Genomic DNA, 19,253 nt, shown 5'->3' with positions numbered 1-19,253 from the left:
CATGGCGGCTAACGCCTAGGCCCGCGGGCCCCAACCGGACAAGCTTGGGCCCACCGGGGAGGAGCTCGACATCCTCCCCGGCAGGAGTCTGAACCGCGTCGAGGGCAGGCGCGCCGCGCCGTTCACGAGGTGCCGCATCATCGGCGAAATGAGCCGCCGGCCGGTTAGGGTCAGCGCCCGGACCGGCTCGAATCCGCCGCGCACGCGAGCCTACTGAAGCGCCATGGATCGCAGCGACAGATCGCCGCCGAAGGTGAAATGGTGCCGCATCGGCAGCTTCCGCAGATCCACCGAATTCGGTTCCGGCAGGGTTAGGCAACGCCCACGTCCTGACAGCACCAGCCCGCCCAGCGATACTGGCACTCCTGCCGGCAGTCCCCAATCAAATGACCAAAATCCGTTTCATTCGGTCGTCGGTGCGGTACCCCCTACGCGGCGAACCAAACACCGGTTGGCGATTGGCGCGTCCCTTCCTTCGTTGGCTCGCGAAACCATTCGGCTGCCCGGCCTTGGTGTCATCGACGGCGCGATGACGCCGATTACCGCGACGGGGGCTCGCGCCGCAGGTGGCAACTGTGGGGAGGGGTCGGCCCGTGGTCCCAACAGTTAGGTCCCAGCAGAAAGGATGTAGGGGGAGATGACCGACCCACTCGGCTTGTCGGTCGGGGTGGCAAACCTCGTCGCCGCGCGAACGGGCAGCGCGCCGGTGACCCGCAGCTCGGTGCTGACACTGTTCAATCAGCGCGCACCCGAGGTGGGCACGCCGGAGGAAAACCCCAATGCGGTCGGGCCCGGGCTTGCGCTGAGCGGATTCGTCGAGCGGGTCGGGGACCCGGAGCCGTTGATCGCGGCCGATGGATCGGCCCACTCCGGCGCGGCTATAGCTGCCGGAGCGCTTGATGCGATGGCAGGCACCGTCGGTTACGGGGCGCCGGTTGCCATCGCGGTTCCCGCGCATTGGGGCGAGCGTCAGGTCGGCGCGCTGCGCGAGGCGTTGCGGGGCCATCCTGACTTGGCGCCGGGCGCGGTGCAACCGGCCTTCCTCGGCGACGCCGCCGCCGCGCTGGCGGCGCTGTACGCCAAACCGGGTTTTCCCACCGACGGCATCGTGGTGCTGTGCGACTTCGGCGCCAGCGGCAGCAGCGTCACCTTGACCGATGCGGCGTCGAACTTTCGCCAGATCGCCACGACCCAGCGGTACACCGACTTCTCGGGAAACCAGCTTGACCAAATGATCTTGCGGCATCTGGCAGTGGAGGCTCGCGACGCCGACGCCGACGCCGACGGGACCGCGCCGCTGGCGCCGCTGAGCCGACGGCTGGCCCAATGCCGAAGTGCCAAGGAGCAACTGTCGGCCGCGACGGTCGCGGTCATCCCGGCTGAGCTTCCCGGTATCGGCGAGGACGTCCGCCTGACCCGCGCCGAGTTCGAGGACCTTATCTCCGACCCGCTGCAACGATTCATCTCGTGCGTCGAGGAAGTGTTGCAACGCAACCAGATTCCACAAGGCAGGTTGGCCGCCATCGCGACAGTCGGTGGGGGCGCGAGCATTCCGTTGATCACCAGTCGGCTTTCGGAGCGGCTGCAGGTGCCGATTGTCACCACGGCGCAACCAAGGTTGAACGCGGCCATCGGCGCCGCCGTCTTGGCCCAGATGCGATCGTCGGCCGTTGGCGCACCCCCTCAGGGCGTGGTCGGCAACGCGGCGGCCGGGATGGCCGCCGCCGCAACGGAAGGCGAAGCCGCGGCGCTCGCCCCTACGGAGGTGATTCCGTCGGGGTGGGCCGTCGGGGCAAGCCGCGCCGCCGCCGGCCAAGCGTCCGTCGACGGCGACCAATCGGCGACGTACCGCGCGCTGGCCTGGTCGCAGGAAGCGGCTGCGGGCGACCCCGCGATACCCGGCGTCGACTATGGCGATGCGGGTGCCGGCGTGACAGCCGACACCGAACGGCCCGACGCCCATTGCGAGGATGCGTCCCAACGCACGCATTGGTACGGGCGATCGTCGGTGCTCATCAGCGTGACCGGCGCGGCGGCCGTTGCACTGGTGATAGCCGCTGTCCTGGCCGTGAAGTTCGGTGCCGCCGAGAGTAAACCCGTCAACAACACCAGGGTCATCACGCCGCCCGTCGAGTCCTCCCAGCTGGTGCCGGTACCTCCACCGGCCTCGAACACGCCCACCGTCGCTTCGTCGACTGTCGAATCGACCGAGCCGGTGACGACGCCGCCGGCCACCACGGTGGCGACGACGCAGCCGCCGGTGACGACGACCCGCCCGGCGACCACATATCCCACCAACCCGGCCTACCCGACGACCACCAATCCGGCCAACCCGTATTCGACGACCCCTTACCCACCCGCGAGCAAGAGCCTGGCGCCGGCCCCACCGCCGAGGACGACGACACTGGTACCCGTCAGACCGCCGTTGAACCCCTGACTCCGTGCGCCAGCCGTACGCCAGCCGGGTGCGGCTCGAGGTCAATGAACCGAATTGCCCACCAATGGGATTCGATCCCCGTCTGCGCCCAGAGCATAGGCCGGACGACGGCACGGTTGTCGCAGCCTTCGCCTTCAGACAGCGAGCGGCGTGGATCCGCTGGGGCTCCCGTCGGTCGGCTGCCATGCCGGAGAACCACCGGTTTGCGGCCCGATTCGGCGGGGTACTTAGCAGCGGTGGCTGGTCTGCTCGGGCGACTGTGGCTCAAGGCGTGGCAGCGACTATGGTCTTCGCCGGTACTGACGCTGAACGGCTACGTCGCATTCGATCTCCCGCGGACGGTCACCGGGTTGGCCGGATCGCTGCTGATGGGCCTGCTTGGGGTGCACGTCTACCTGTTGGCCACCCAGCCGGGCTTGCCGCTGTACTTCATGATCTACGCCGCGGTGCTGATCGCCGGCTGCCTGATCGCGGCCGCTGCCATGGCGTTGGCGCTCAAACCGCAGGTGCCGCAGGCTGGTTGGTATTTCGGCAGCTTCGTCAGCGGGGTCTTCCTACTTATCTATCTGGGTAGCCGGTTCGCCAGTCTGCCCGGGCTGGTGGCGCTCACCGGCCGCTGGGACCTGGCACCCGGGACGCTCGCGGCGGCGTTCGCCGCCGGCTTCGTCGCTGTCCATGCGACGGTGCTGTCGGGCATCAACGTGGCTTATCCGCAGCGGCAGAACTGGCACGACTGAATCGGGCAGGAATGACGCAGACTATGACCGTCCTCGACTTCCCGGCGTGGCTGCGCATCGAGCATTGGCTCAACGTGCTGTTCCTGACCTTGGTGATCCGCAGCGGCATCGAGATCCTGTCCACTCACCCCAAGTTGTACTGGCACGACGACAGCAAGCCGGGCACCGAGTGGGCGCGCTTCACCACCAAGGAGATGCCGGTCAACAAGCTGTACGACACCCTCGACGAAGAGGAGGACTACAGCTCACTATTCGCGTTGCCCGGCCACAAAAAGTTGGGCATGGGACGTCATTGGCACTTCTTCTCGGTCATCGGGTGGATCCTCGTCGGACTGTCGTACTACATCCTGCTGTTCAGCACCGGCCAGTGGCACCGGTACTGGCCGTATTCGTGGTCGATCTTCCGTGAGGCATACAACGACATCGTCACCTATCTGAGCTTCAACCTGCCGCCGCTGTTACCCGGCGGTCCCGACGATGCCATCCAGAAGCTGACCTATGCCGCGGTCATCTTCTTTTTGGCGCCGTTTCAGATCCTGACCGGCGCCGCGCAGTCACCGGCCATCGAGGCGGCATTTCCGTGGTACGTGCGGATGTGGGGGGGCCGGCAATGGGCGCGCAGCCTGCACTTCCTGGGGCTGGTGGCGTTCCTGGTCTTCATCGTCATCCACCTGTCGATGGTGTTCTTCTGGGGCTGGGGCGAGTTGACCGCGCTGATGATCTTCGGTTCCATTCGTGACACCAACTGGGCCACCGCGTGGTCGCTGGTGATCATCGCGGCCATTGTCGCGGTCCATGTCGCGGCAACTGCGTGGAGTCTGCGCCGGCCCGTTCAGGTCCGTCGCGTCCTTGGCGCCGTCGTCACCGCAGCCCGCAAAACCTTGCTGCGGCGGTTGAATTCGCGGCAGAACTACCCGCAGCGAATGATCTCCAAGGAACACCGGGTCAACGGCAAACCGCCGGCGAGCACCGAATACAAGGTGATGGCGGTGCACAACTTCGTCGACTGGCGATTGCGGGTCGGCGGCCTGGTGGAGCGTCCCGTCACCCTGGATCTGGACGGGTTGCGAGCGCTTGCCGACCGGCATTCGCAGCGGGTTATGCACAACTGTGTCCAGGGCTGGACGAGTATCGGCGAGTGGAGCGGGCTGCCGCTGGCTTCGCTCGCCGACCATGTGCGGCCGCTGCCGCAAGCGAAATACATCTGCTTTCTGACCATGCAGGACAACGGCCGCGACGAGCCCAGTGCAGAGGGGGTAGGGCAGTTCTACGAGGTGATGGACCTCGAGCTGGCGTACAAGCCGCAGACGCTGCTGGCCTACGAGATGAACGGAAAGCCGCTGCCCATCAAGCACGGAGCGCCGTTGCGGCTGCGGGTGGAGACGCAGGTGGGCTTCAAAATGGCGAAGTGGATCAACCAGATCGAGTTCATCGAGGACTACTCCGGCATCGGCCACGGCCTGGGCGGTTGGCGCGAAGACAACGTCCATTACGACAAGGATGTGGAGATCTGACATGACCGACATGGCGGTACGTCCGGAGCTGGTCTGCCTGAAAAGCGCTGAGCGACAACAAGTGGCAGAGCTGGTGGCGGTCAAGGGCGGGCACTGTGCGGCATGCGGCGGCAAGCATTTCGAGGTCGGGCATGCGCTCTATCTGGGTTTCCTATTCCTCAACGAGGACGACGACGCCTTCATGGTGGCGTTGACGTGTCGCAACCCTGACTGCCCCAAGCCGCGGACCGGAATTGTATTGGCGGCCAACGAGTTCCTGACCGACTACCAAGGCGTTTCGGACATCGGAGCCATCGCCGGCCACGCCCGGGCGGCACAGGCTAGCGCCACCTGGGGTGGCTCGGGGTGTCGGTGAACCGGGGCCGGGCCAGATCGAACCTCTCGATCAGATCCGACACCGAGCGCAGGTCGTCACACACCGATTGGAAGCGGCGTTCGTCAGCCTCGCTCAATATCCCCAGGCAGCTGTAATGCACCAGCCGGCGCAGTCGTCCGGCCAGCGCCGCCCCCCACCGGATGCTGAAGTCGTAGGCCTGGCCGTCGTCGACCTCGTGGCGGCGGCCGAGTTCTCTGAGCGCCTCGATCTGCTCGGTGAGCAGTTCGAGGTCATCGTCGACACCGAGCGGTTGGGGTGTGTCTGCTGCGGTACTCGTTGGCATGGCTGTCCTAGAGGTGCGGTTTGGCCACGCTGACCAGATACGGCTGACCGCGCACGGTGAGATACACCCGCTTCGGCCCGATCGCCATTCCGGATAGCGGCGCCGTGGCGAGCGGACCGCCCGGAAGACCTGCCCGATAATCGATCGTGCGGAGCACCGGGATGATCCCGTCCGAGTACCCGGTGAAGCTCTCCGTTTCCAGCACCACCACGTCGCGGTCGGTGACGGCGTAGATGCGGGTTTCGTCGGTGCCCAGATAGCGAATCGGTGCCGAGAGTTGCGCGCAGCCAAGCACTTCCATGCCGTGCCCGCCGCGCCGCAAATCGACCGCGTACAGCACGCTGTCGTTGCGCCCGGCGACGTAGCTGCGCGTCACGGCGGTGCCGTCCCCTGCCGACACGGCGACATCGATGTGCAACGAGCCGCGTTCTTCCGGAGGTGACGACGGCCCCTTGTAGTAGCGGATGCCGGAGGGGCCGTAGAGGTGATACTCGATCTGGCGTCCGCGATTGGCGCCGTCGATGGTGTCTGCGGGTTCTGCGGAGATGTTGGCGGTCGGCAGTTTTCGAAAGCCGTACTGATCCACCGGCGTCACCGAAGACCCGTCCGCCGACAGCGCCAGCAACACCCGCATTCCGGCATCTTCGGTGAGGTAGGCCGGAGCCGGCCCGGCGTCGAATTCGTCGACGCGTTGCAGGCTCTCGATGTCGACGACCGTCACCCGGTCACGCTGCGGTTGCGGCACGAAGACGTGTCGATCGTCCTTCTGGCTGATCTGCAGGTTGCGCCCGACGTCCATCGGCTCCGAGAGGCGCGTGTCGGCTGTCGGGGAACCAGTGACCGTGATCTTGGCGAGCCGGTGATCGTCGGTGAGCCCCAGCAGCGAGTGGTCGCGATACGACCAGACGGGATCACGCACCGGGGCGCCGATCGCGGTCAGCTCCACCGCCGGCGCGCTTTCCAGCGCGACCCCTGGAGCGGAGCACCCGGCCGCCGCCATCAGTCCGGCGGCTACTGCGCCAGCCACGCCAGACCAGCTCCAGCGCCGCTGGTGAGAAGTACCGATGGCCACGATCGCTCGCCGTCCTTTCACCACCGCCCCAAGGGCAGTACCCCGGCAATCGTCCGGCTACACGTGTCGCTTCGGGCAGCGATCGACGGCCCCGGTAAATGCCATTACAGAATCGGCCGGCCGCCGGTGACGGCTACCCGGGCGCCGGAAATGTAACTGGCGTCATCGGATGCCAGCAGGACGTAGATCGGCGCCAGTTCGGCGGGTTGGCCGGCGCGCCCCAGCGGCACGTTGTCCCCGAAGGACGCCACGCTGTCGGCGGGCATCGTGGCCGGGATCAGCGGTGTCCATATCGGACCGGGCGCCACGCTGTTGACCCGAATCCCTTTGTCGCCGAGCAGTTGAGCCAGGCTTGCCGAGAAATTGGCGATCGCCGCCTTGGTTGCGGCGTAGGGCGCCAGCGTGGGGTTGGGCGTATCGGAGTTGACCGAGGAACTGCCGATGATCGAGGACCCGGAGCCCAGGTACGGCAACGCCGCCTTGGCGAGATGAAAGTATGCGCCGATATTGAGCCGAAAGGTGTAGTCCCACTCCTCGTCGCTGATCTCGTCGAGGCTGTCGTGCATCATCTGATACGCGGCATTGTTGACCAGGATGTCGAGTCCGCCGAATTCCTGGACGGCGCGGTCGATCACCGCGCGGCAGTGCGCCGGATCGGCGAGATCCCCCGGAACCAGGACGCAGCGCCGGCCGGCCTCTTCGACATAACGTGCGACGTCGCGCGCGTCGTCGTGTTCGTCGAGGTAGGAGATGAGGACATCGGCGCCTTCTCGCGCATACGCGATCGCCACCGCACGGCCGATGCCGCTGTCCCCGCCGGTTATTACCGCGCGCTTACCGGTGAGCTTTCCCGAACCGCGATAGCTGTTCTCGCCGCAATCAGGAACAGGATTCATCCGGGCCTGCACTCCGGGCACGCTTTGTTGCTGTGCCGCAAAGCTCATGGCAATGTCCTTTCCGGTAATTCATACCGACCAATTGTCAAGTGCCGCAAATGTTCAAACTGACAAGTTCGCAGGAGCATCAGTTCAGGATTTCCGGCTTGTCGGGCCGGCAGTAGGCACGTCGGGATCGTCGTCGGCCGGTGGCTCCGGATCGCGCCATTCCTCGCCCCTGCTGGATCGATTTCCCTGCAGAGTGCCGCTCAATTCATGCTTGAGCTCATCGTCGTCGCGCGGACTGTGCTTAGCGTTCCCACGTTCCATCGCAGGTTGCCCCTTTCGTGAGCCGCGTAGCCCCGGCTGCAGACGGGCTACCCGTGGCCACCGCGGGCTAATCAACCATTTCGTCTCCCAGCGGAATGCGGTCGGTGCAGTGGCACCTGATACCGCTGTTGATGGATGTTAATGAGTGTTGCCAATGATGTTGCCGGGCAAACGGAAACCTGATGGTTCCTGCAGGTAGACCCGCCGATCAGGGCAACTTGTGAGTTGACCGGGTTTGGGCCCCCGACGGCGGGGTTATCCGTTGGGGGTGGTTTAAGACCCCGAACAAGGGAAACAACTGCTTTGAACGACACGAACGAGAGGGGATAAGCGTGAAGTTCACAACGACGGCGATGAAGACAGGTATCGGTGCCGCGGCAATAGCGGCAGCCACCGTCTTTGGCGCAGCAACAGCCTCTGCGGCGACTCCGACCATCCAAGGCTTCGGTACTAGCGAACAGCTCGTGGACGGAGCCTTGGTTACCTCCTACACGGTGAGCAACTTACACCCCAGCAGCACGGCGATTCCGGGCTTCATGCCGGATGGGCAGCTCTACCAGGCGGACATCACCGCCAGGGCGGTCAGCGGAACTATTACTCCGGTGGTCAACAACTTCAATGCCCGTGCAGCCAACGGTCAGACCTACCGGGTAGTCACCACCGTGCCCGTTCCCAACGGCCTGAACCCGGCACCGATCACTCAGGGCAATGAACGCAGCGGCACCCTGTACTTCGACGTGACCGGCGTGCCGCCCAATGGTGTGGTCTACAACGACGGAGTGCAAGACGTTCTCATCTGGACCAGCAACGTCTAGCCGGCGAGTCGGAAAACCGCATGTGGCGGTAGTTTTCAGGTAGTTCTCAACGGTCTCCCCGCGTCTTTGGACACGGGGAGTTCCGTTTTGCTTGCAGCTCAATCGGATCGGGTACTTCGTCGGTATGAGCGCAGATGATCTCAGGCCCGAAGAACTCCGCCAACAGGCGCGGCGCCATGCCGATCAGGCGCGGGCGACGATGGGGGACAAGCGGGAAAAGCAGGATGGTGGTCTCAGCGGCTGGGTAGCCAAACGGGCCGGCGAATGGGATCTCGACGGTCAGGACGAGACCACGCTGCATCGCCATAAGTTTGTGTGGAACTTACTTGTCGACTACTGGTTCCGGATGGAGATTGACGGTTGGGACAACATTCCCGAGCCGCCGGTGCTGCTGGTCGGCATCCACTCGGGGGCTCCGTTCGTCTGGGACGCGTGGACCGTGGGTCTGCAATGGTGGCGCAGGTTCGGTCCGGAGCGCCCGCTGCACGGCACCGCTCACGACGCGCTCATGGCGATTCCGGGAATCGGGCGATATTTCCGGTCGATGGGGGTCCTTCCCGCGGCTCCGGACGCCATCGCGACGGCATTGGCCGAGGGGCGTGACGTGGCGTTGTGGCCCGGCGGTGAGGTGGATTCGCTGCGCCCCTGGACCGAGCGGGACCGGGCCAACCTCGCCGGGCGGAAAGGCTTCGTGAAAATGGCGATTCGGGCCGGGGTGCCGATCGTGCCGATCGCGACGGTCGGCGGCGCCGACGCCATGCCGGTGCTGATCCGCGGCGACCGCCTATCCCGCGCGTTGCAGCTCGACCGCCTGTTGCGGCTGAAGGTGTTTCCAGTGGCGATCTCACTGCCGTGGGGCATCGCGCCGGCGGCGCTTCCGCAGCTGCCATTGCCGGCCAAGATCCGGACCCGGTTCATGCCCGCGGTCGGCCTAAACCACGACCCGGCCCGCGCCGACGACGACGCCTACGTCGACAGCAAGTACCGCGAAGTCGAGCACACCATTCAGCGCGGCATGGACGCCCTGACCCGCAAGCGCGCCCTGCCGCTTTTCGGCTGAACTATTGCGCGACGGAGTCCCGGGCCGCCGTAGACACCGAACTCACCTCCGGCTCGCGGACAATCCAGCGGGGCTGTGGTGGCGTCGCCGCCCGGTAGCCCACGCTGCGGACGGTTTCCACCAGCGCTGCGTACTGGGCTCCGAGCTTGGCGCGCAGTCGTCGCACGTGGACGTCCACGGTACGGACCTGCCCGGTGCAGTCATAGCCCCACACTTCATGCATCAGCCGGGTCCGGGTGAACGCCCGACCGGCGTGCTGCACGAGGAACGCAAGCAACTTGAATTCGGTGGCGGTCAGGCCCAGGTCTTTGCCGCCCAGCGACGCCGTATAACTGTCGGGGTGCAACAGAAGGTCGCCGAATTCGAGGGCGCCCTCCAGCGCGTTGCGCCGGCGGGTGATAGCCAGCCGCAACCGTGCCTGCAACTCGGCCGCGTCGGCCGCCTCCAGCAGCACATCGTCGAAATGCCAGTCGATGTCAACCTCGATGAAATCGGCTAGCGCGACAACGGCAACCACCGCAAGCGCGGGCACGTCGGCCGTCAGCCGCCGGCATGCCCGGCGAGCCGCGGCCAGGTCGGTGCGCGCATCGATCATCGCGACGTCGGCGCCGTCAAGCTGCCATCCGTGGTGGTCGTCCAGCGGGGCACGCCGCACCGAGCGCGCGAACGATTCCAATCTCGGCAATGCCGAGGGGAAGTCGGCTTCGTTGCTGATCAGCAGAACTTCCAACAGACGTCTCCCAACCCCTTCGCGAGGGCCCCGCCATCCCCTTATCCGTAGGCACCTCCGGGGAGATGTCTTACAGCGAAGCCCTGAATACCCGCTAGGAAGAAAATTATTCCAACGCTGTCAGCGCCACCGGTCCGGTTGAGATTCGGCGCAATCGATGAACCCGGCCCGTATCCCGGGCCGGGTCCACCATTCCCTCAAGTTATGGCCCCTCAAGCCTGTCCTGTCGGCGCTGCGCGGCTGCGTTTCGATCTGCGCGCCGAGTTCCCCGCCGCGCCAGCTGCTCAAACATCGGCAATCGGGCGCCGGTCGGGCCCGAGGACGGAAACAGCCGCGGCTGTGCCGCGGCGCTGTTATCACCGACACCGTTTGGGTTTGCTCACAGCGGGCAATTAGGCACCAATGAAATCCCTATGGCTGGCCGGCCACAATCGGCTGCGGGAGCAATCCGACCGGCTCAACGGCCAGTTGACATCGGCCGACGTGGTGGTCGTCGGCGCCGGTATCACCGGACTGGTCAGCGCGGTGCTGTTGGCCCGGGCCGGCAAGGAGGTGCTGGTGCTGGAAGCCCGCACCGCGGGCGCGGTGACCACCGGCAACACCACCGGAAAGCTCAGCCTGCTGCAGGGAACCACGCTGTCGAAGATCGTCGCTCGCCACGGCGACGGGCTCGCGGCCGACTACGTGCGGGGCAATCGGGAGGGTCAGGACTGGCTGTTGCGGCACTGTGCGGCCAACCAGCTGCCGCTACAACGCGAAGACGACTACACCTACGCCCAAAACCCCGGCGAAGTTGCGTCGGCGCGAGCCGTGCTGGCCGCCTGTCACCGGGCGGGAGTCGGCGCGCAGTGGGCCGACGAGGCCGATGCGCCGTTTCCGTACCACGGTGGTGTGCGGTTGGCCGATCAAGCCCAGGTCGACCCGATGCCGTTGCTGGACAGCTTCATCCGGGAGCTGACCGACCGTGGCGGTCTTCTTGTGGAAGGCGCCCGGGTGCGGAAGTTGTCGCACCATCGGGGCCGCGTCCGGTTGGCCGTGCGTACCGCTGACGGCGACGCCGGCGTCGACGCGGGACACTGCATCCTGGCCACCGGCATGCCCGTCTTCGACCGCGGCGGATTCTTCGCCCGACTCAAACCCAGCAGGTCCTACTGCACCGCCTTCGACGTACCGGGCCCCATCACCCGGTCGATGTTCATCTCGGCGGGCTCGCCGACCAGGTCCGTGCGCTATGCGCCGTTCGGTGACGGTGAGCGGCTCATCGTGGCCGGAGCCAGCCACGTCGTCGGGCGCAAGAGTCCCACTGCCGAACTCGGCGAGCTGACGTCCTGGGCGCAAAGCCACTACCCGGACGCGGTAGCCACCCATCGCTGGTCGGCCCAGGACTACACGCCCGTCGACCAACTTCCCTATGTCGGCCCCATCCTGCCCGGTGATGAAAAGGTGCTCGTCGCCTCCGGCTTCAACAAGTGGGGACTGACCAACGGAGTGGCCGCGGCGTTGCTGCTCAGCTCGCGCATTCTCGGCGGACGGATGGACTGGGCGCGGGCGTTCGCGGCCTGGAGCCCGCATGAATTGAGCGGGGTCACCACGGCTCTCACCGCCAACCTCGAGGTCGCCTATCACCTGGTCAAAGGCTGGCTGGTGCCGGCCATCCGGCGACCCGATGGTATCGACGGCGATGGTGACGGCAACGGTGGTGTGGTCACCGGGCCGCCGTGGCACCTGCAGGCGAGGTGTTCGGTGGACGGCGTCGAGCATCGGGTTTCGCCGGTCTGCCCACACCTCGGCGGGATCGTGAACTGGAACGAGGCCACTCACGCCTGGGAATGCCCGTTGCACGGGTCGCGGTTCGCGCCGAACGGCACGCTGCTGGAAGGACCGGCCACCCGGGGCCTGAACGCTTCGCCTTAGGCCGGTCTTGGGCGGGTTCTGGGACTTGTATCGGCCGCCGACGTTCGGGCGCCGGCTTCGGCGGCCGTAGCCGGCGAGGTGAACCACCCCGGCTGCGCCACGGCGCCGCGATGAGGCAGGATGTCAGATGCCGTCCCGCGTGGTCGCCGGGATGGCACTGTCATGCGAGGAGTCATATGGCGGAGTCCCCGGAAACTGACGTCGCCGGCTCGACGGCTCCCCGGCCAGAGGCGACAACCCCCAACGGCGTACCGGCTTCGGCGGTTTCGCACCCACCGTCGAGGTATAAGCGGGTGTTGCTCAAGCTCGGCGGCGAAATGTTCGGCGGCGGCCAGGTGGGACTGGATCCCGACGTGGTGGCCCAAGTCGCTCGGCAGATCGCCGAGGTGGTCCGCGGCGGGGTGCAGGTCGCCGTCGTAATCGGTGGCGGCAACTTCTTCCGCGGCGCGCAGTTGCAGCAGCGCGGTATGGAACGCACCCGTTCGGACTACATGGGCATGCTCGGTACCGTCATGAACAGCCTTGCGCTGCAAGACTTTTTGGAGAAAGAAGGCATCGTCACCCGGGTCCAGACGGCGATCACCATGGGCCAGGTGGCCGAGCCCTACCTGCCGTTGCGGGCGGTGCGTCACCTGGAGAAGGGGCGGGTGGTGATCTTCGGCGCCGGCATGGGGCTGCCCTACTTCTCCACCGACACCACGGCAGCGCAGCGGGCGCTGGAGATCGGCGCGGACGTCGTCTTGATGGCCAAGGCTGTCGACGGTGTGTTCGCCGAGGATCCACGCGAGAATCCTGCGGCCGAACTACTGACCGTGATCAGTCACCGTGAGGTGATCGACCGGGGGCTGCGAGTTGCCGATACCACCGCATTCAGCTTGTGTATGGACAATGGCATGCCGATTCTGGTGTTCAACTTGCTGGTCGATGGGAATATTGCCCGTGCGGTCGCTGGTGAGAAGATCGGAACGCTGGTCACCACCTGAACGCTGGTCACCACCTAAGGGGAAGACGCGATGATCGATGATGCTCTCTTCGATGCCGAAGAGAAAATGGAGAAGGCCGTATCGGTGGCCCGTGACGACCTGTCAACCATCCGGACCGGGCGCGCCAACCCGGGTATGTTCTCCCGGATCGTCATCGACTATTACGGCACCAACACCCCGATCACCCAACTGGCCAGCATCAACGTTCCCGAGGCACGGCTGGTCGTCATTAAGCCGTATGAAGCCAACCAGCTGCACGCCATCGAGACCGCGATTCGTAACTCCGACCTCGGAGTCAACCCCACCAACGACGGCACCCTGATCCGCGTGGCGATACCGCAGCTCACCGAGGAGCGCCGGCGGGAACTGGTCAAGCAGGCCAAGCACAAGGGCGAGGAAGCCCGGGTTTCGGTGCGCAACATCCGTCGTAAAGCGATGGAAGAACTGCACCGTATCCGCAAGGACGGCGAGGCCGGCGAGGACGAGGTCGGCCGCGCGGAAAAGGACCTCGACAAGACCACCCACCACTACGTCGCCCAGATCGATGAACTGGTGAAGCACAAGGAAGGCGAGCTGCTGGAGGTCTAGGACCGCTCAGCAGCCAAGCTCCTACAGATCCGTGGCAACCACCGATGCCAGCACCGGCACCCCGGCCGACAACCCGGGCCATGGGCCGAAGAAGACTTCCCGGGCCGGACGAGACCTGCCCGCGGCCATCGCGGTCGGCTCGAGCATCGGCGCGGTCCTCGTGGCGACGCTGCTGCTGGCTCCGCGTGGCTGGGTCGCAATCTGCGCGCTGGCGATGGCCGTCGCCAGCCATGAGGTGGTACGGCGGCTGCGTGAAGCCGGGTATCTGATCCCGGTGGTCCCGTTGCTGGTCGGCGGGCAGGTGACGATCTGGCTGAGCTGGCCCTACGGCGCTCGAGGCGTGCTGGCGGGCTTCGGCGCCACGGTCGTGGTCTGCATGATTTGGCGGTTGTTCATGCAGGACAAGCGGCCTGGTGTGGCAGCGTCGCCAGGAAACTACATGCGCGACACCTCGGCCACCGTTTTCCTGGCCGCGTGGGTGGTGTTGTTCGGTTCCTTTGCTGCGCTGCTGGTCTACCACGGCGCCGGGTGGGTGTTTTGCATGATGATCGCGGTCATCGCCTCCGATGTCGGAGGTTATGCGGTGGGGGTGCTGTTCGGCAAGCATCCGATGGTTCCGGCGATCAGCCCGAAAAAATCCTGGGAGGGATTCGCCGGTTCGATGGTCTGCGGCATCACCGCGACAACCATCACCGCGACCTATCTGGCCGGCAAGACACCGTGGGTGGGGGCGCTGCTGGGCGTACTTTTCGTGCTCACCACCACCCTGGGCGACCTGGTCGAGTCCCAGGTGAAGCGCGACCTCGGGATCAAGGACATGGGGCGTCTGCTGCCGGGCCACGGTGGCCTGATGGACCGGCTCGACGGGGTCCTCCCGTCCGCGGTGGCGGCCTGGATAGTGCTGACGCTGCTGCCCTGACCTGCCCTGGGCGACCCGGCAGGTCAATACTGGACACATCATGGTCGGTGAGCTGGTTTTCGAGGCGCCGCACCGCGGCATGCCACCGCGGCATCTCGCCGACCTCGACGCGGCCGGCCGCGCGGCCGCTGTCGCCGAACTGGGCCTGCCGGCCTTTCGGGCCAAGCAACTCGCGCACCAGTACTTCGGCCGCCTGATCGCCGACCCGCGCCGGATGACCGACCTGCCTGCGGCCGTTCGCGACGTGATCGCCGCGGCGATGTTCCCGACTTTGCTGACCGCAGTGCGCGACGTCACCTGTGACGCCGGCCAGACTCGAAAGACGTTGTGGCGGGCCGTCGATGGGGCCATCGTCGAGTCGGTGCTGATGCGCTACCCGCAACGCAATACGGTGTGCATCTCGTCGCAGGCCGGTTGTGGGATGGCCTGTCCGTTCTGTGCCACCGGCCAGGGCGGTCTGACCCGCAATTTGTCGACGGCAGAGATCGTCGAACAGGTGCGGGCCGCCGCCGCGGCCATGCGGGACGACTTCGGTGATCGGCTGTCCAATGTCGTCTTCATGGGCATGGGGGAGCCGCTGGCCAACTATTCGCGGGTGCTGGCCGCCGTGCGGCGCATCACCGAGCCGCCGCCGGGTGGTTTCGGCATCTCGGCCCGTTCGGTGACGGTGTCGACGGTGGGTCTGGCCCCGGCGATCCGCAAGCTCGCCGACGAGCGGCTCGGTGTGACGCTGGCGCTGTCGTTGCATGCGCCCGATGACGAGTTGCGTGACACGCTGGTCCCGGTGAACAACCGCTGGAAAGTCGACGAGGCCCTTGGTGCCGCCCACTACTACGCCGAGGTGACCGGCCGTCGGGTATCCGTGGAATACGCATTGATTCGTGACGTCAACGATCAACGGTGGCGGGCGGACCTGCTGGGCCGGCGGCTGCACCGCGCGCTGGGGCCGCTGGTCCATGTCAACCTCATCCCGCTGAACCCGACACCGGGCAGTGACTGGGATGCCAGTCCCAAGCCGGTGGAGCGCGACTTCGTCAGACATGTTCGTGCGCAAGGGGTTTCGTGTACCGTCCGCGACACTCGCGGCCGGGAGATCAGCGCCGCGTGTGGACAGCTGGCCGCCGGAGGCGGCTGAGCGTGATGAACCGCGGCACGGGGCATTACGTGATCAGGGCACCAACGTCCGAATACGAGGTCTGCCATGATTCTTCGTCTACCGTTCCCGACCAGAGCATTCGCCGCGGGCTTTGTGGCCGTCGCGTTCGCGGTTGTTCTGTTGCTCGGCGTTGCCGGCGCGCCGCGCGCGGTGGCTGCCGATGATCGTCTGAATTTCACCGCCACCACCCTCAGCGGCGCTCCTTTCAACGGGGCCAGCCTGCAGGGCAAGCCGGCCGTCTTGTGGTTCTGGACGCCCTGGTGCCCGTTCTGCAACGCCGAGGCGCCCAGTGTCAGTCACATTGCGGCCACCAATCCCCAAGTCACTTTCGTCGGCATTGCGGCGCACTCCGACGTCGGCGCGATGCAGGGCTTCGTCGCCAAGTACGGCCTGAACTTCACCAACCTCAACGACGCCGACGGTTCGATCTGGGCTCGCTACAACGTTCCTTGGCAGCCGGCGTGGGTGTTCTACCGCGCGGATGGCTCGTCGACCTTCGTCAACAACCCGACGTCGGCCATGTCCGAACAAGACCTCGCCGGCCGGGCGGCCGCGCTGGTGTCCTGACATCGTGGACCTGGGTCTGGTCGGTCTGGCGTTCGCCGCTGGGCTGGTGGCCGCGCTGAACCCGTGTGGGTTCGCCATGTTGCCCGGCTACTTGCTCGTGGTGGTGCACGGGCGGCATCCCGGCGAACGGGGGGGATTGCCAGCGCTCGGGCGAGCGCTGGCGGCCACCGTGGGAATGACGCTCGGCTTCACGACGGTGTTCGGGTTGTTCGGTGCGCTGACCATCTCGGCGGCCACGACGGTGCAGCGTTACTTACCGTACGCGACGGTTCTGATCGGGATTGTTCTTGTTGCGCTGGGGGTTTGGCTGCTGGCGGGTCGCGAGTTGACGGCGTTGACGCCCCGGCGGTTCGGCCCGCGATGGGCACCGACGGCCCGGCTGGGATCCACATACGGCTACGGCGTCAGCTATGCGACGGCCTCGCTGTCGTGCACCATCGGTCCGTTTCTGGCGGTCACCGGGGCCGGGTTTCGGGGTGGTTCGATCGCCGGCAGCGTCGCAATCTACCTGGCGTACAGTGCCGGTCTCACCCTGGTCGTCGGTGTGCTTGCGGTGGGTGTCGCGGCCGCGAGTTTGGCGCTGGCCGACCGCATCCGGCGGGTCCTGCCGTTAGTCAACCGGATCAGCGGCGGCCTGCTGGTCCTGACCGGACTGTACGTGGGTTACTACGGCTTCTACGAGCTGCGGCTGTTCGCCGGCGCCACGGTGAACGCTCGCGACGGGGTGATTACCGCCGCCGGCCGGCTCCAAGGGGTTCTCGCCGGCTGGGTGCACGAACACGGTGCCTGGCCGTGGGTTGCGGCGTTGGCAATGCTGACGCTCGGCGGGCTTGCCGGTGCGTGGTATCGCCGGGCGCGGCGTTCTACCTGAGCCAGCCGCGCCGGCGGCCCCACAAGTCGCGCACCAGCACGACGAGCACCAGTGCGGCAAACCCGATCAGGAACCAGTCCTCGATGTGGCCGACGTGGTTGCCGCGCAGCATTGCCAGCAGGAAGACGAAGATGCCCAGCCCGACGATGTGCCAGGTGCGGTGGTTGATCCTGCTCCAGCCCCACTTCGCGGACGGCACCTCGGCGGGGTCAACGCCGGTGTACTGCTCCACCTCGGTACTTGCCACGGCGACTCCTCCGGTTCGGTTCTGGCTTCTGGCAATCGGGTCGGCGGTTTCCGACATTTTGACACACGCCGGATCAGCCTGGAGTCAGCCCGCCGGGCGACCAACCGTGGCGGCGCTCACATATCTAGGGGATGACGCCAGCGCAGCCGGCGAAAGCGGGCGAAACCGCGGTCGGCGCTCACCAAGGTCGCGTTGTTCTCCAGGGCGTAGGCGGCCAGATACGCGTCCGCGATGTCGTTGCCACTCGCATCGATATCGGCGACGAGCTGCCGGAACAGCATCCAGTGCCGCTCGCCGGGGCCAAGCCGCACCGCGGCGGGTGCCGCGAGCAGGGCGTCGACGGCCTGCCACGCGTCATGCGGGCTCGTCGGCTCGGTGAAGACGCGCCGGTTGGTCACCACCCGGACGAAGCCGGCGAGCGCGCCGTCCGGCAGACCCAGTGGCTCGTCGTCGTTGGCCAGCTGCTCGAGCAAACCGCGATAGCTCGAATGTTCATGCAGGTCCGCCCGATGCGCATAGACGAGAACGTTGACGTCAACGCAAAGCATCGACCGACACGCCCTCGTCCATCGCCTCCGCGACGGCGGCGTTGGACGACAGATCTACACCAGGCCGAAGCCCGCCACTGCCCGTCGGCCGGACCCGATAGCGGCCGGCAGCCGGCTGCTCGGGCGGATTGAGACCACGCCGCACCGCGTCCTCGAGGACGGCGGCGACAGTGCGCCCGGAGCGAGCGGCCCTTGCCTTCACCTCGCGGTAGAGCTCGTCATCGATCCGGATCGTCGTGCGCATATGACGGCATTTTAGCATCAACCGTAGACATCAAGATGCCACCGTTGATGCCGGTCGCCCTGACTCGACGACCGCCGTCGGCGTGGCGACGACGAGAGAGTTTGGCGGCACAATGAGGAGGTGACAAACCCGAGGATGAGGTGACAAAGCCGAGCGACGGGCACGACGGCAGCCGGTTGCGTGTCCTGGTGTTGGGCAGCACCGGTTCGATCGGCACGCAGGCGCTGGAGGTCATCGCCGCCAACCCGGACCGCTTCGAGGTGGTGGGGTTGGCCGCCGGCGGCAAGCATCTCGACACACTGCTGCGGCAACGCGCCGAGACCGGGGTGACCAACATCGCCATCGCCGACGCTGTAGCGGCGCAGGCTGTTGGTGACATCCCCTTCCACGGACCCGATGCCGTCACCAGGCTCATCGAGGAAACCGAAGCCGACGTGGTGCTTAACGCATTGGTCGGTGCGTTGGGCCTGCGGCCGACGCTGGCGGCACTGGAATCCGGTGCCCGGCTGGCCCTGGCCAACAAGGAATCGCTGGTGGCCGGTGGCCCCCTGGTGCTGCGCGCCGCGCGGCCCGGCCAGATCGTGCCGGTGGACTCCGAGCATTCCGCACTGGCCCAGTGCCTGCGCGGTGGCGCTGCGGATGAGGTGGCCAAACTGGTGCTCACCGCCTCCGGCGGACCGTTTAGGGGCTGGGCCGCGGCCGACCTCGACAGCGTCACCCCGGAGCAGGCCGGCGCCCATCCCACCTGGTCGATGGGCCCGATGAACACGCTCAATTCGGCCTCGCTGGTCAACAAGGGCCTGGAGCTGATCGAAACGCACCTGTTGTTCGGCATTCCCTATGACCGCATCGACGTGGTGGTGCACCCGCAGTCGATCATTCATTCAATGGTGACCTTCATCGACGGCTCGACCATCGCCCAGGCCAGCCCGCCGGATATGAAGCTGCCCATTTCGTTGGCGTTGGGCTGGCCGCGCCGGGTGCCCG

General features: G+C 66.4%; 21 protein-coding genes. 14 read left to right on the top strand and 7 right to left on the bottom strand.

What is annotated here, in order from left to right; translation table 11 throughout:
* The first annotated feature begins 637 nt into the window (after positions 1 to 637).
* The 4 genes from B4U45_RS05195 to B4U45_RS05180 all read left to right on the top strand — a co-directional run bounded on the left by B4U45_RS05195 (position 638) and on the right by B4U45_RS05180 (position 5,043).
* On the top strand, positions 638 to 2,437 hold the full coding sequence (locus B4U45_RS05195) for an Hsp70 family protein (protein WP_075548089.1): 1,800 nt from the start codon (positions 638 to 640) through the stop codon (positions 2,435 to 2,437).
* A gap of 236 nt (positions 2,438 to 2,673) precedes the next feature.
* Positions 2,674 to 3,174 carry an oxidoreductase gene (locus B4U45_RS05190; protein ID WP_075548090.1) on the top strand — a complete coding sequence of 167 codons (501 nt, stop codon included), beginning with the start codon at positions 2,674 to 2,676 and terminating at the stop codon, positions 3,172 to 3,174.
* A gap of 23 nt (positions 3,175 to 3,197) precedes the next feature.
* The gene (locus tag B4U45_RS05185; RefSeq protein WP_075548091.1) at positions 3,198 to 4,688 is read left to right on the top strand and encodes a molybdopterin-dependent oxidoreductase; all 1,491 of its coding nucleotides are present in this window, start codon (positions 3,198 to 3,200) and stop codon (positions 4,686 to 4,688) included.
* A 1-nt stretch (position 4,689) separates the two neighbouring features.
* Positions 4,690 to 5,043, top strand: coding sequence for a hypothetical protein (locus B4U45_RS05180; RefSeq protein WP_075548092.1), 354 nt, complete (start codon positions 4,690 to 4,692; stop codon positions 5,041 to 5,043).
* Here the strand turns inward: B4U45_RS05180 and B4U45_RS05175 are convergent.
* The 3 genes from B4U45_RS05175 to B4U45_RS05165 all read right to left on the bottom strand — a co-directional run bounded on the left by B4U45_RS05175 (position 5,009) and on the right by B4U45_RS05165 (position 7,363).
* Positions 5,009 to 5,347: a hypothetical protein gene (locus B4U45_RS05175; RefSeq protein ID WP_075548093.1), complete on the bottom strand. Its 339-nt coding sequence runs from the start codon at positions 5,345 to 5,347 to the stop codon at positions 5,009 to 5,011. The genes B4U45_RS05180 and B4U45_RS05175 overlap by 35 nt on opposite strands.
* Positions 5,348 to 5,354: 7 nt before the next feature.
* A complete protein-coding gene (locus B4U45_RS05170) occupies positions 5,355 to 6,347 on the bottom strand; it encodes a YncE family protein (RefSeq protein WP_176216247.1) in 993 nt (330 codons plus the stop codon).
* Between the two features lie 176 nt (positions 6,348 to 6,523).
* A complete protein-coding gene (locus B4U45_RS05165; protein ID WP_075513726.1) occupies positions 6,524 to 7,363 on the bottom strand; it encodes an SDR family oxidoreductase in 840 nt (279 codons plus the stop codon).
* 614 nt (positions 7,364 to 7,977) lie between these two features.
* Here B4U45_RS05165 and B4U45_RS05160 point away from each other — a divergent pair.
* Both B4U45_RS05160 and B4U45_RS05155 read left to right on the top strand, forming a co-directional pair.
* Positions 7,978 to 8,439 carry an MPT63 family protein gene (locus tag B4U45_RS05160; protein WP_183154983.1) on the top strand — a complete coding sequence of 154 codons (462 nt, stop codon included), beginning with the start codon at positions 7,978 to 7,980 and terminating at the stop codon, positions 8,437 to 8,439.
* A 124-nt stretch (positions 8,440 to 8,563) separates the two neighbouring features.
* Positions 8,564 to 9,499 carry a lysophospholipid acyltransferase family protein gene (locus B4U45_RS05155; RefSeq protein ID WP_075548095.1) on the top strand — a complete coding sequence of 312 codons (936 nt, stop codon included), beginning with the start codon at positions 8,564 to 8,566 and terminating at the stop codon, positions 9,497 to 9,499.
* A gap of 1 nt (position 9,500) precedes the next feature.
* Here B4U45_RS05155 and B4U45_RS05150 read toward each other — a convergent pair whose 3' ends face one another.
* Complete coding sequence (locus tag B4U45_RS05150; protein ID WP_083155160.1) at positions 9,501 to 10,229, bottom strand: winged helix-turn-helix domain-containing protein; 729 nt, start codon at positions 10,227 to 10,229, stop codon at positions 9,501 to 9,503.
* A 402-nt stretch (positions 10,230 to 10,631) separates the two neighbouring features.
* Here B4U45_RS05150 and B4U45_RS05145 point away from each other — a divergent pair, with 402 nt between their 5' ends.
* From B4U45_RS05145 to B4U45_RS05115, 7 genes are all read left to right on the top strand, one after another.
* Positions 10,632 to 12,143, top strand: a complete 1,512-nt coding sequence (locus B4U45_RS05145) for an FAD-dependent oxidoreductase (RefSeq protein ID WP_075548097.1) — start codon at positions 10,632 to 10,634, stop codon at positions 12,141 to 12,143.
* A 176-nt stretch (positions 12,144 to 12,319) separates the two neighbouring features.
* Positions 12,320 to 13,126 carry a UMP kinase gene (gene pyrH, locus B4U45_RS05140; RefSeq protein ID WP_075548098.1) on the top strand — a complete coding sequence of 269 codons (807 nt, stop codon included), beginning with the start codon at positions 12,320 to 12,322 and terminating at the stop codon, positions 13,124 to 13,126.
* A gap of 30 nt (positions 13,127 to 13,156) precedes the next feature.
* Entirely contained in the window at positions 13,157 to 13,714 is a 558-nt protein-coding gene (gene frr, locus B4U45_RS05135) for a ribosome recycling factor (RefSeq protein WP_023372356.1), read from the top strand.
* A gap of 31 nt (positions 13,715 to 13,745) precedes the next feature.
* A complete protein-coding gene (locus tag B4U45_RS05130; protein WP_075548099.1) occupies positions 13,746 to 14,633 on the top strand; it encodes a phosphatidate cytidylyltransferase in 888 nt (295 codons plus the stop codon).
* Between the two features lie 40 nt (positions 14,634 to 14,673).
* Positions 14,674 to 15,768, top strand: coding sequence for a dual-specificity RNA methyltransferase RlmN (gene rlmN / locus B4U45_RS05125; RefSeq protein ID WP_075548100.1), 1,095 nt, complete (start codon positions 14,674 to 14,676; stop codon positions 15,766 to 15,768).
* 66 nt (positions 15,769 to 15,834) lie between these two features.
* Positions 15,835 to 16,356: a disulfide bond-forming protein DsbE gene (dsbE, locus tag B4U45_RS05120; protein ID WP_075548101.1), complete on the top strand. Its 522-nt coding sequence runs from the start codon at positions 15,835 to 15,837 to the stop codon at positions 16,354 to 16,356.
* 4 nt (positions 16,357 to 16,360) lie between these two features.
* Positions 16,361 to 17,227 (top strand): cytochrome c biogenesis CcdA family protein, encoded by an 867-nt coding sequence (locus B4U45_RS05115; protein WP_083155157.1) that lies wholly within the window; start codon positions 16,361 to 16,363, stop codon positions 17,225 to 17,227.
* Here the strand turns inward: B4U45_RS05115 and B4U45_RS05110 are convergent.
* The 3 genes from B4U45_RS05110 to B4U45_RS05100 form a co-directional block, all read right to left on the bottom strand.
* Positions 17,220 to 17,474, bottom strand: coding sequence for a DUF2631 domain-containing protein (locus B4U45_RS05110; protein ID WP_075548120.1), 255 nt, complete (start codon positions 17,472 to 17,474; stop codon positions 17,220 to 17,222). The genes B4U45_RS05115 and B4U45_RS05110 overlap by 8 nt on opposite strands.
* A 116-nt stretch (positions 17,475 to 17,590) precedes the next feature.
* On the bottom strand, positions 17,591 to 18,022 hold the full coding sequence (locus tag B4U45_RS05105; RefSeq protein ID WP_075548103.1) for a type II toxin-antitoxin system VapC family toxin: 432 nt from the start codon (positions 18,020 to 18,022) through the stop codon (positions 17,591 to 17,593).
* Positions 18,009 to 18,266 carry a ribbon-helix-helix domain-containing protein gene (locus B4U45_RS05100; RefSeq protein ID WP_075548104.1) on the bottom strand — a complete coding sequence of 86 codons (258 nt, stop codon included), beginning with the start codon at positions 18,264 to 18,266 and terminating at the stop codon, positions 18,009 to 18,011. The genes B4U45_RS05105 and B4U45_RS05100 overlap by 14 nt, the downstream gene beginning before the upstream one ends.
* A gap of 140 nt (positions 18,267 to 18,406) precedes the next feature.
* Here B4U45_RS05100 and B4U45_RS05095 point away from each other — a divergent pair.
* Positions 18,407 to 19,253 (top strand): 1-deoxy-D-xylulose-5-phosphate reductoisomerase (locus tag B4U45_RS05095; RefSeq protein WP_219859343.1); only part of this gene is annotated, 847 nt, incomplete at its 3' end.

The sequence above is a fragment of the Mycobacterium persicum genome, assembly GCF_002086915.1.
Classification (GTDB): Bacteria; Actinomycetota; Actinomycetes; order Mycobacteriales; family Mycobacteriaceae; genus Mycobacterium; species Mycobacterium persicum.
The sequence above is the reverse complement of the archived record's forward strand: the minus strand, read 5'-3'. Positions and strand labels throughout refer to the sequence as shown.

Excerpts from the sequence above, each read along its gene's own strand:
- B4U45_RS05160 (WP_183154983.1), top strand. The coding sequence starts at position 7,978 with ATGAAGACAGGTATCGGTGCCGCGGCAATAGCGGCAGCCACCGTCTTT.
- B4U45_RS05185 (WP_075548091.1), top strand. The coding sequence starts at position 3,198 with ATGACCGTCCTCGACTTCCCGGCGTGGCTGCGCATCGAGCATTGGCTC.
- B4U45_RS05180 (WP_075548092.1), top strand. The coding sequence starts at position 4,690 with ATGACCGACATGGCGGTACGTCCGGAGCTGGTCTGCCTGAAAAGCGCT.
- B4U45_RS05155 (WP_075548095.1), top strand. The coding sequence starts at position 8,564 with ATGAGCGCAGATGATCTCAGGCCCGAAGAACTCCGCCAACAGGCGCGG.
- B4U45_RS05195 (WP_075548089.1), top strand. The coding sequence starts at position 638 with ATGACCGACCCACTCGGCTTGTCGGTCGGGGTGGCAAACCTCGTCGCC.
- B4U45_RS05175 (WP_075548093.1), bottom strand. The coding sequence starts at position 5,347 with ATGCCAACGAGTACCGCAGCAGACACACCCCAACCGCTCGGTGTCGAC.
- B4U45_RS05145 (WP_075548097.1), top strand. The coding sequence starts at position 10,632 with ATGAAATCCCTATGGCTGGCCGGCCACAATCGGCTGCGGGAGCAATCC.
- B4U45_RS05170 (WP_176216247.1), bottom strand. The coding sequence starts at position 6,347 with ATGGCGGCGGCCGGGTGCTCCGCTCCAGGGGTCGCGCTGGAAAGCGCG.
- frr (WP_023372356.1), top strand. The coding sequence starts at position 13,157 with ATGATCGATGATGCTCTCTTCGATGCCGAAGAGAAAATGGAGAAGGCC.
- rlmN (WP_075548100.1), top strand. The coding sequence starts at position 14,674 with ATGGTCGGTGAGCTGGTTTTCGAGGCGCCGCACCGCGGCATGCCACCG.
- B4U45_RS05165 (WP_075513726.1), bottom strand. The coding sequence starts at position 7,363 with ATGAGCTTTGCGGCACAGCAACAAAGCGTGCCCGGAGTGCAGGCCCGG.
- dsbE (WP_075548101.1), top strand. The coding sequence starts at position 15,835 with ATGATTCTTCGTCTACCGTTCCCGACCAGAGCATTCGCCGCGGGCTTT.
- B4U45_RS05105 (WP_075548103.1), bottom strand. The coding sequence starts at position 18,022 with ATGCTTTGCGTTGACGTCAACGTTCTCGTCTATGCGCATCGGGCGGAC.
- pyrH (WP_075548098.1), top strand. The coding sequence starts at position 12,320 with ATGGCGGAGTCCCCGGAAACTGACGTCGCCGGCTCGACGGCTCCCCGG.
- B4U45_RS05100 (WP_075548104.1), bottom strand. The coding sequence starts at position 18,266 with ATGCGCACGACGATCCGGATCGATGACGAGCTCTACCGCGAGGTGAAG.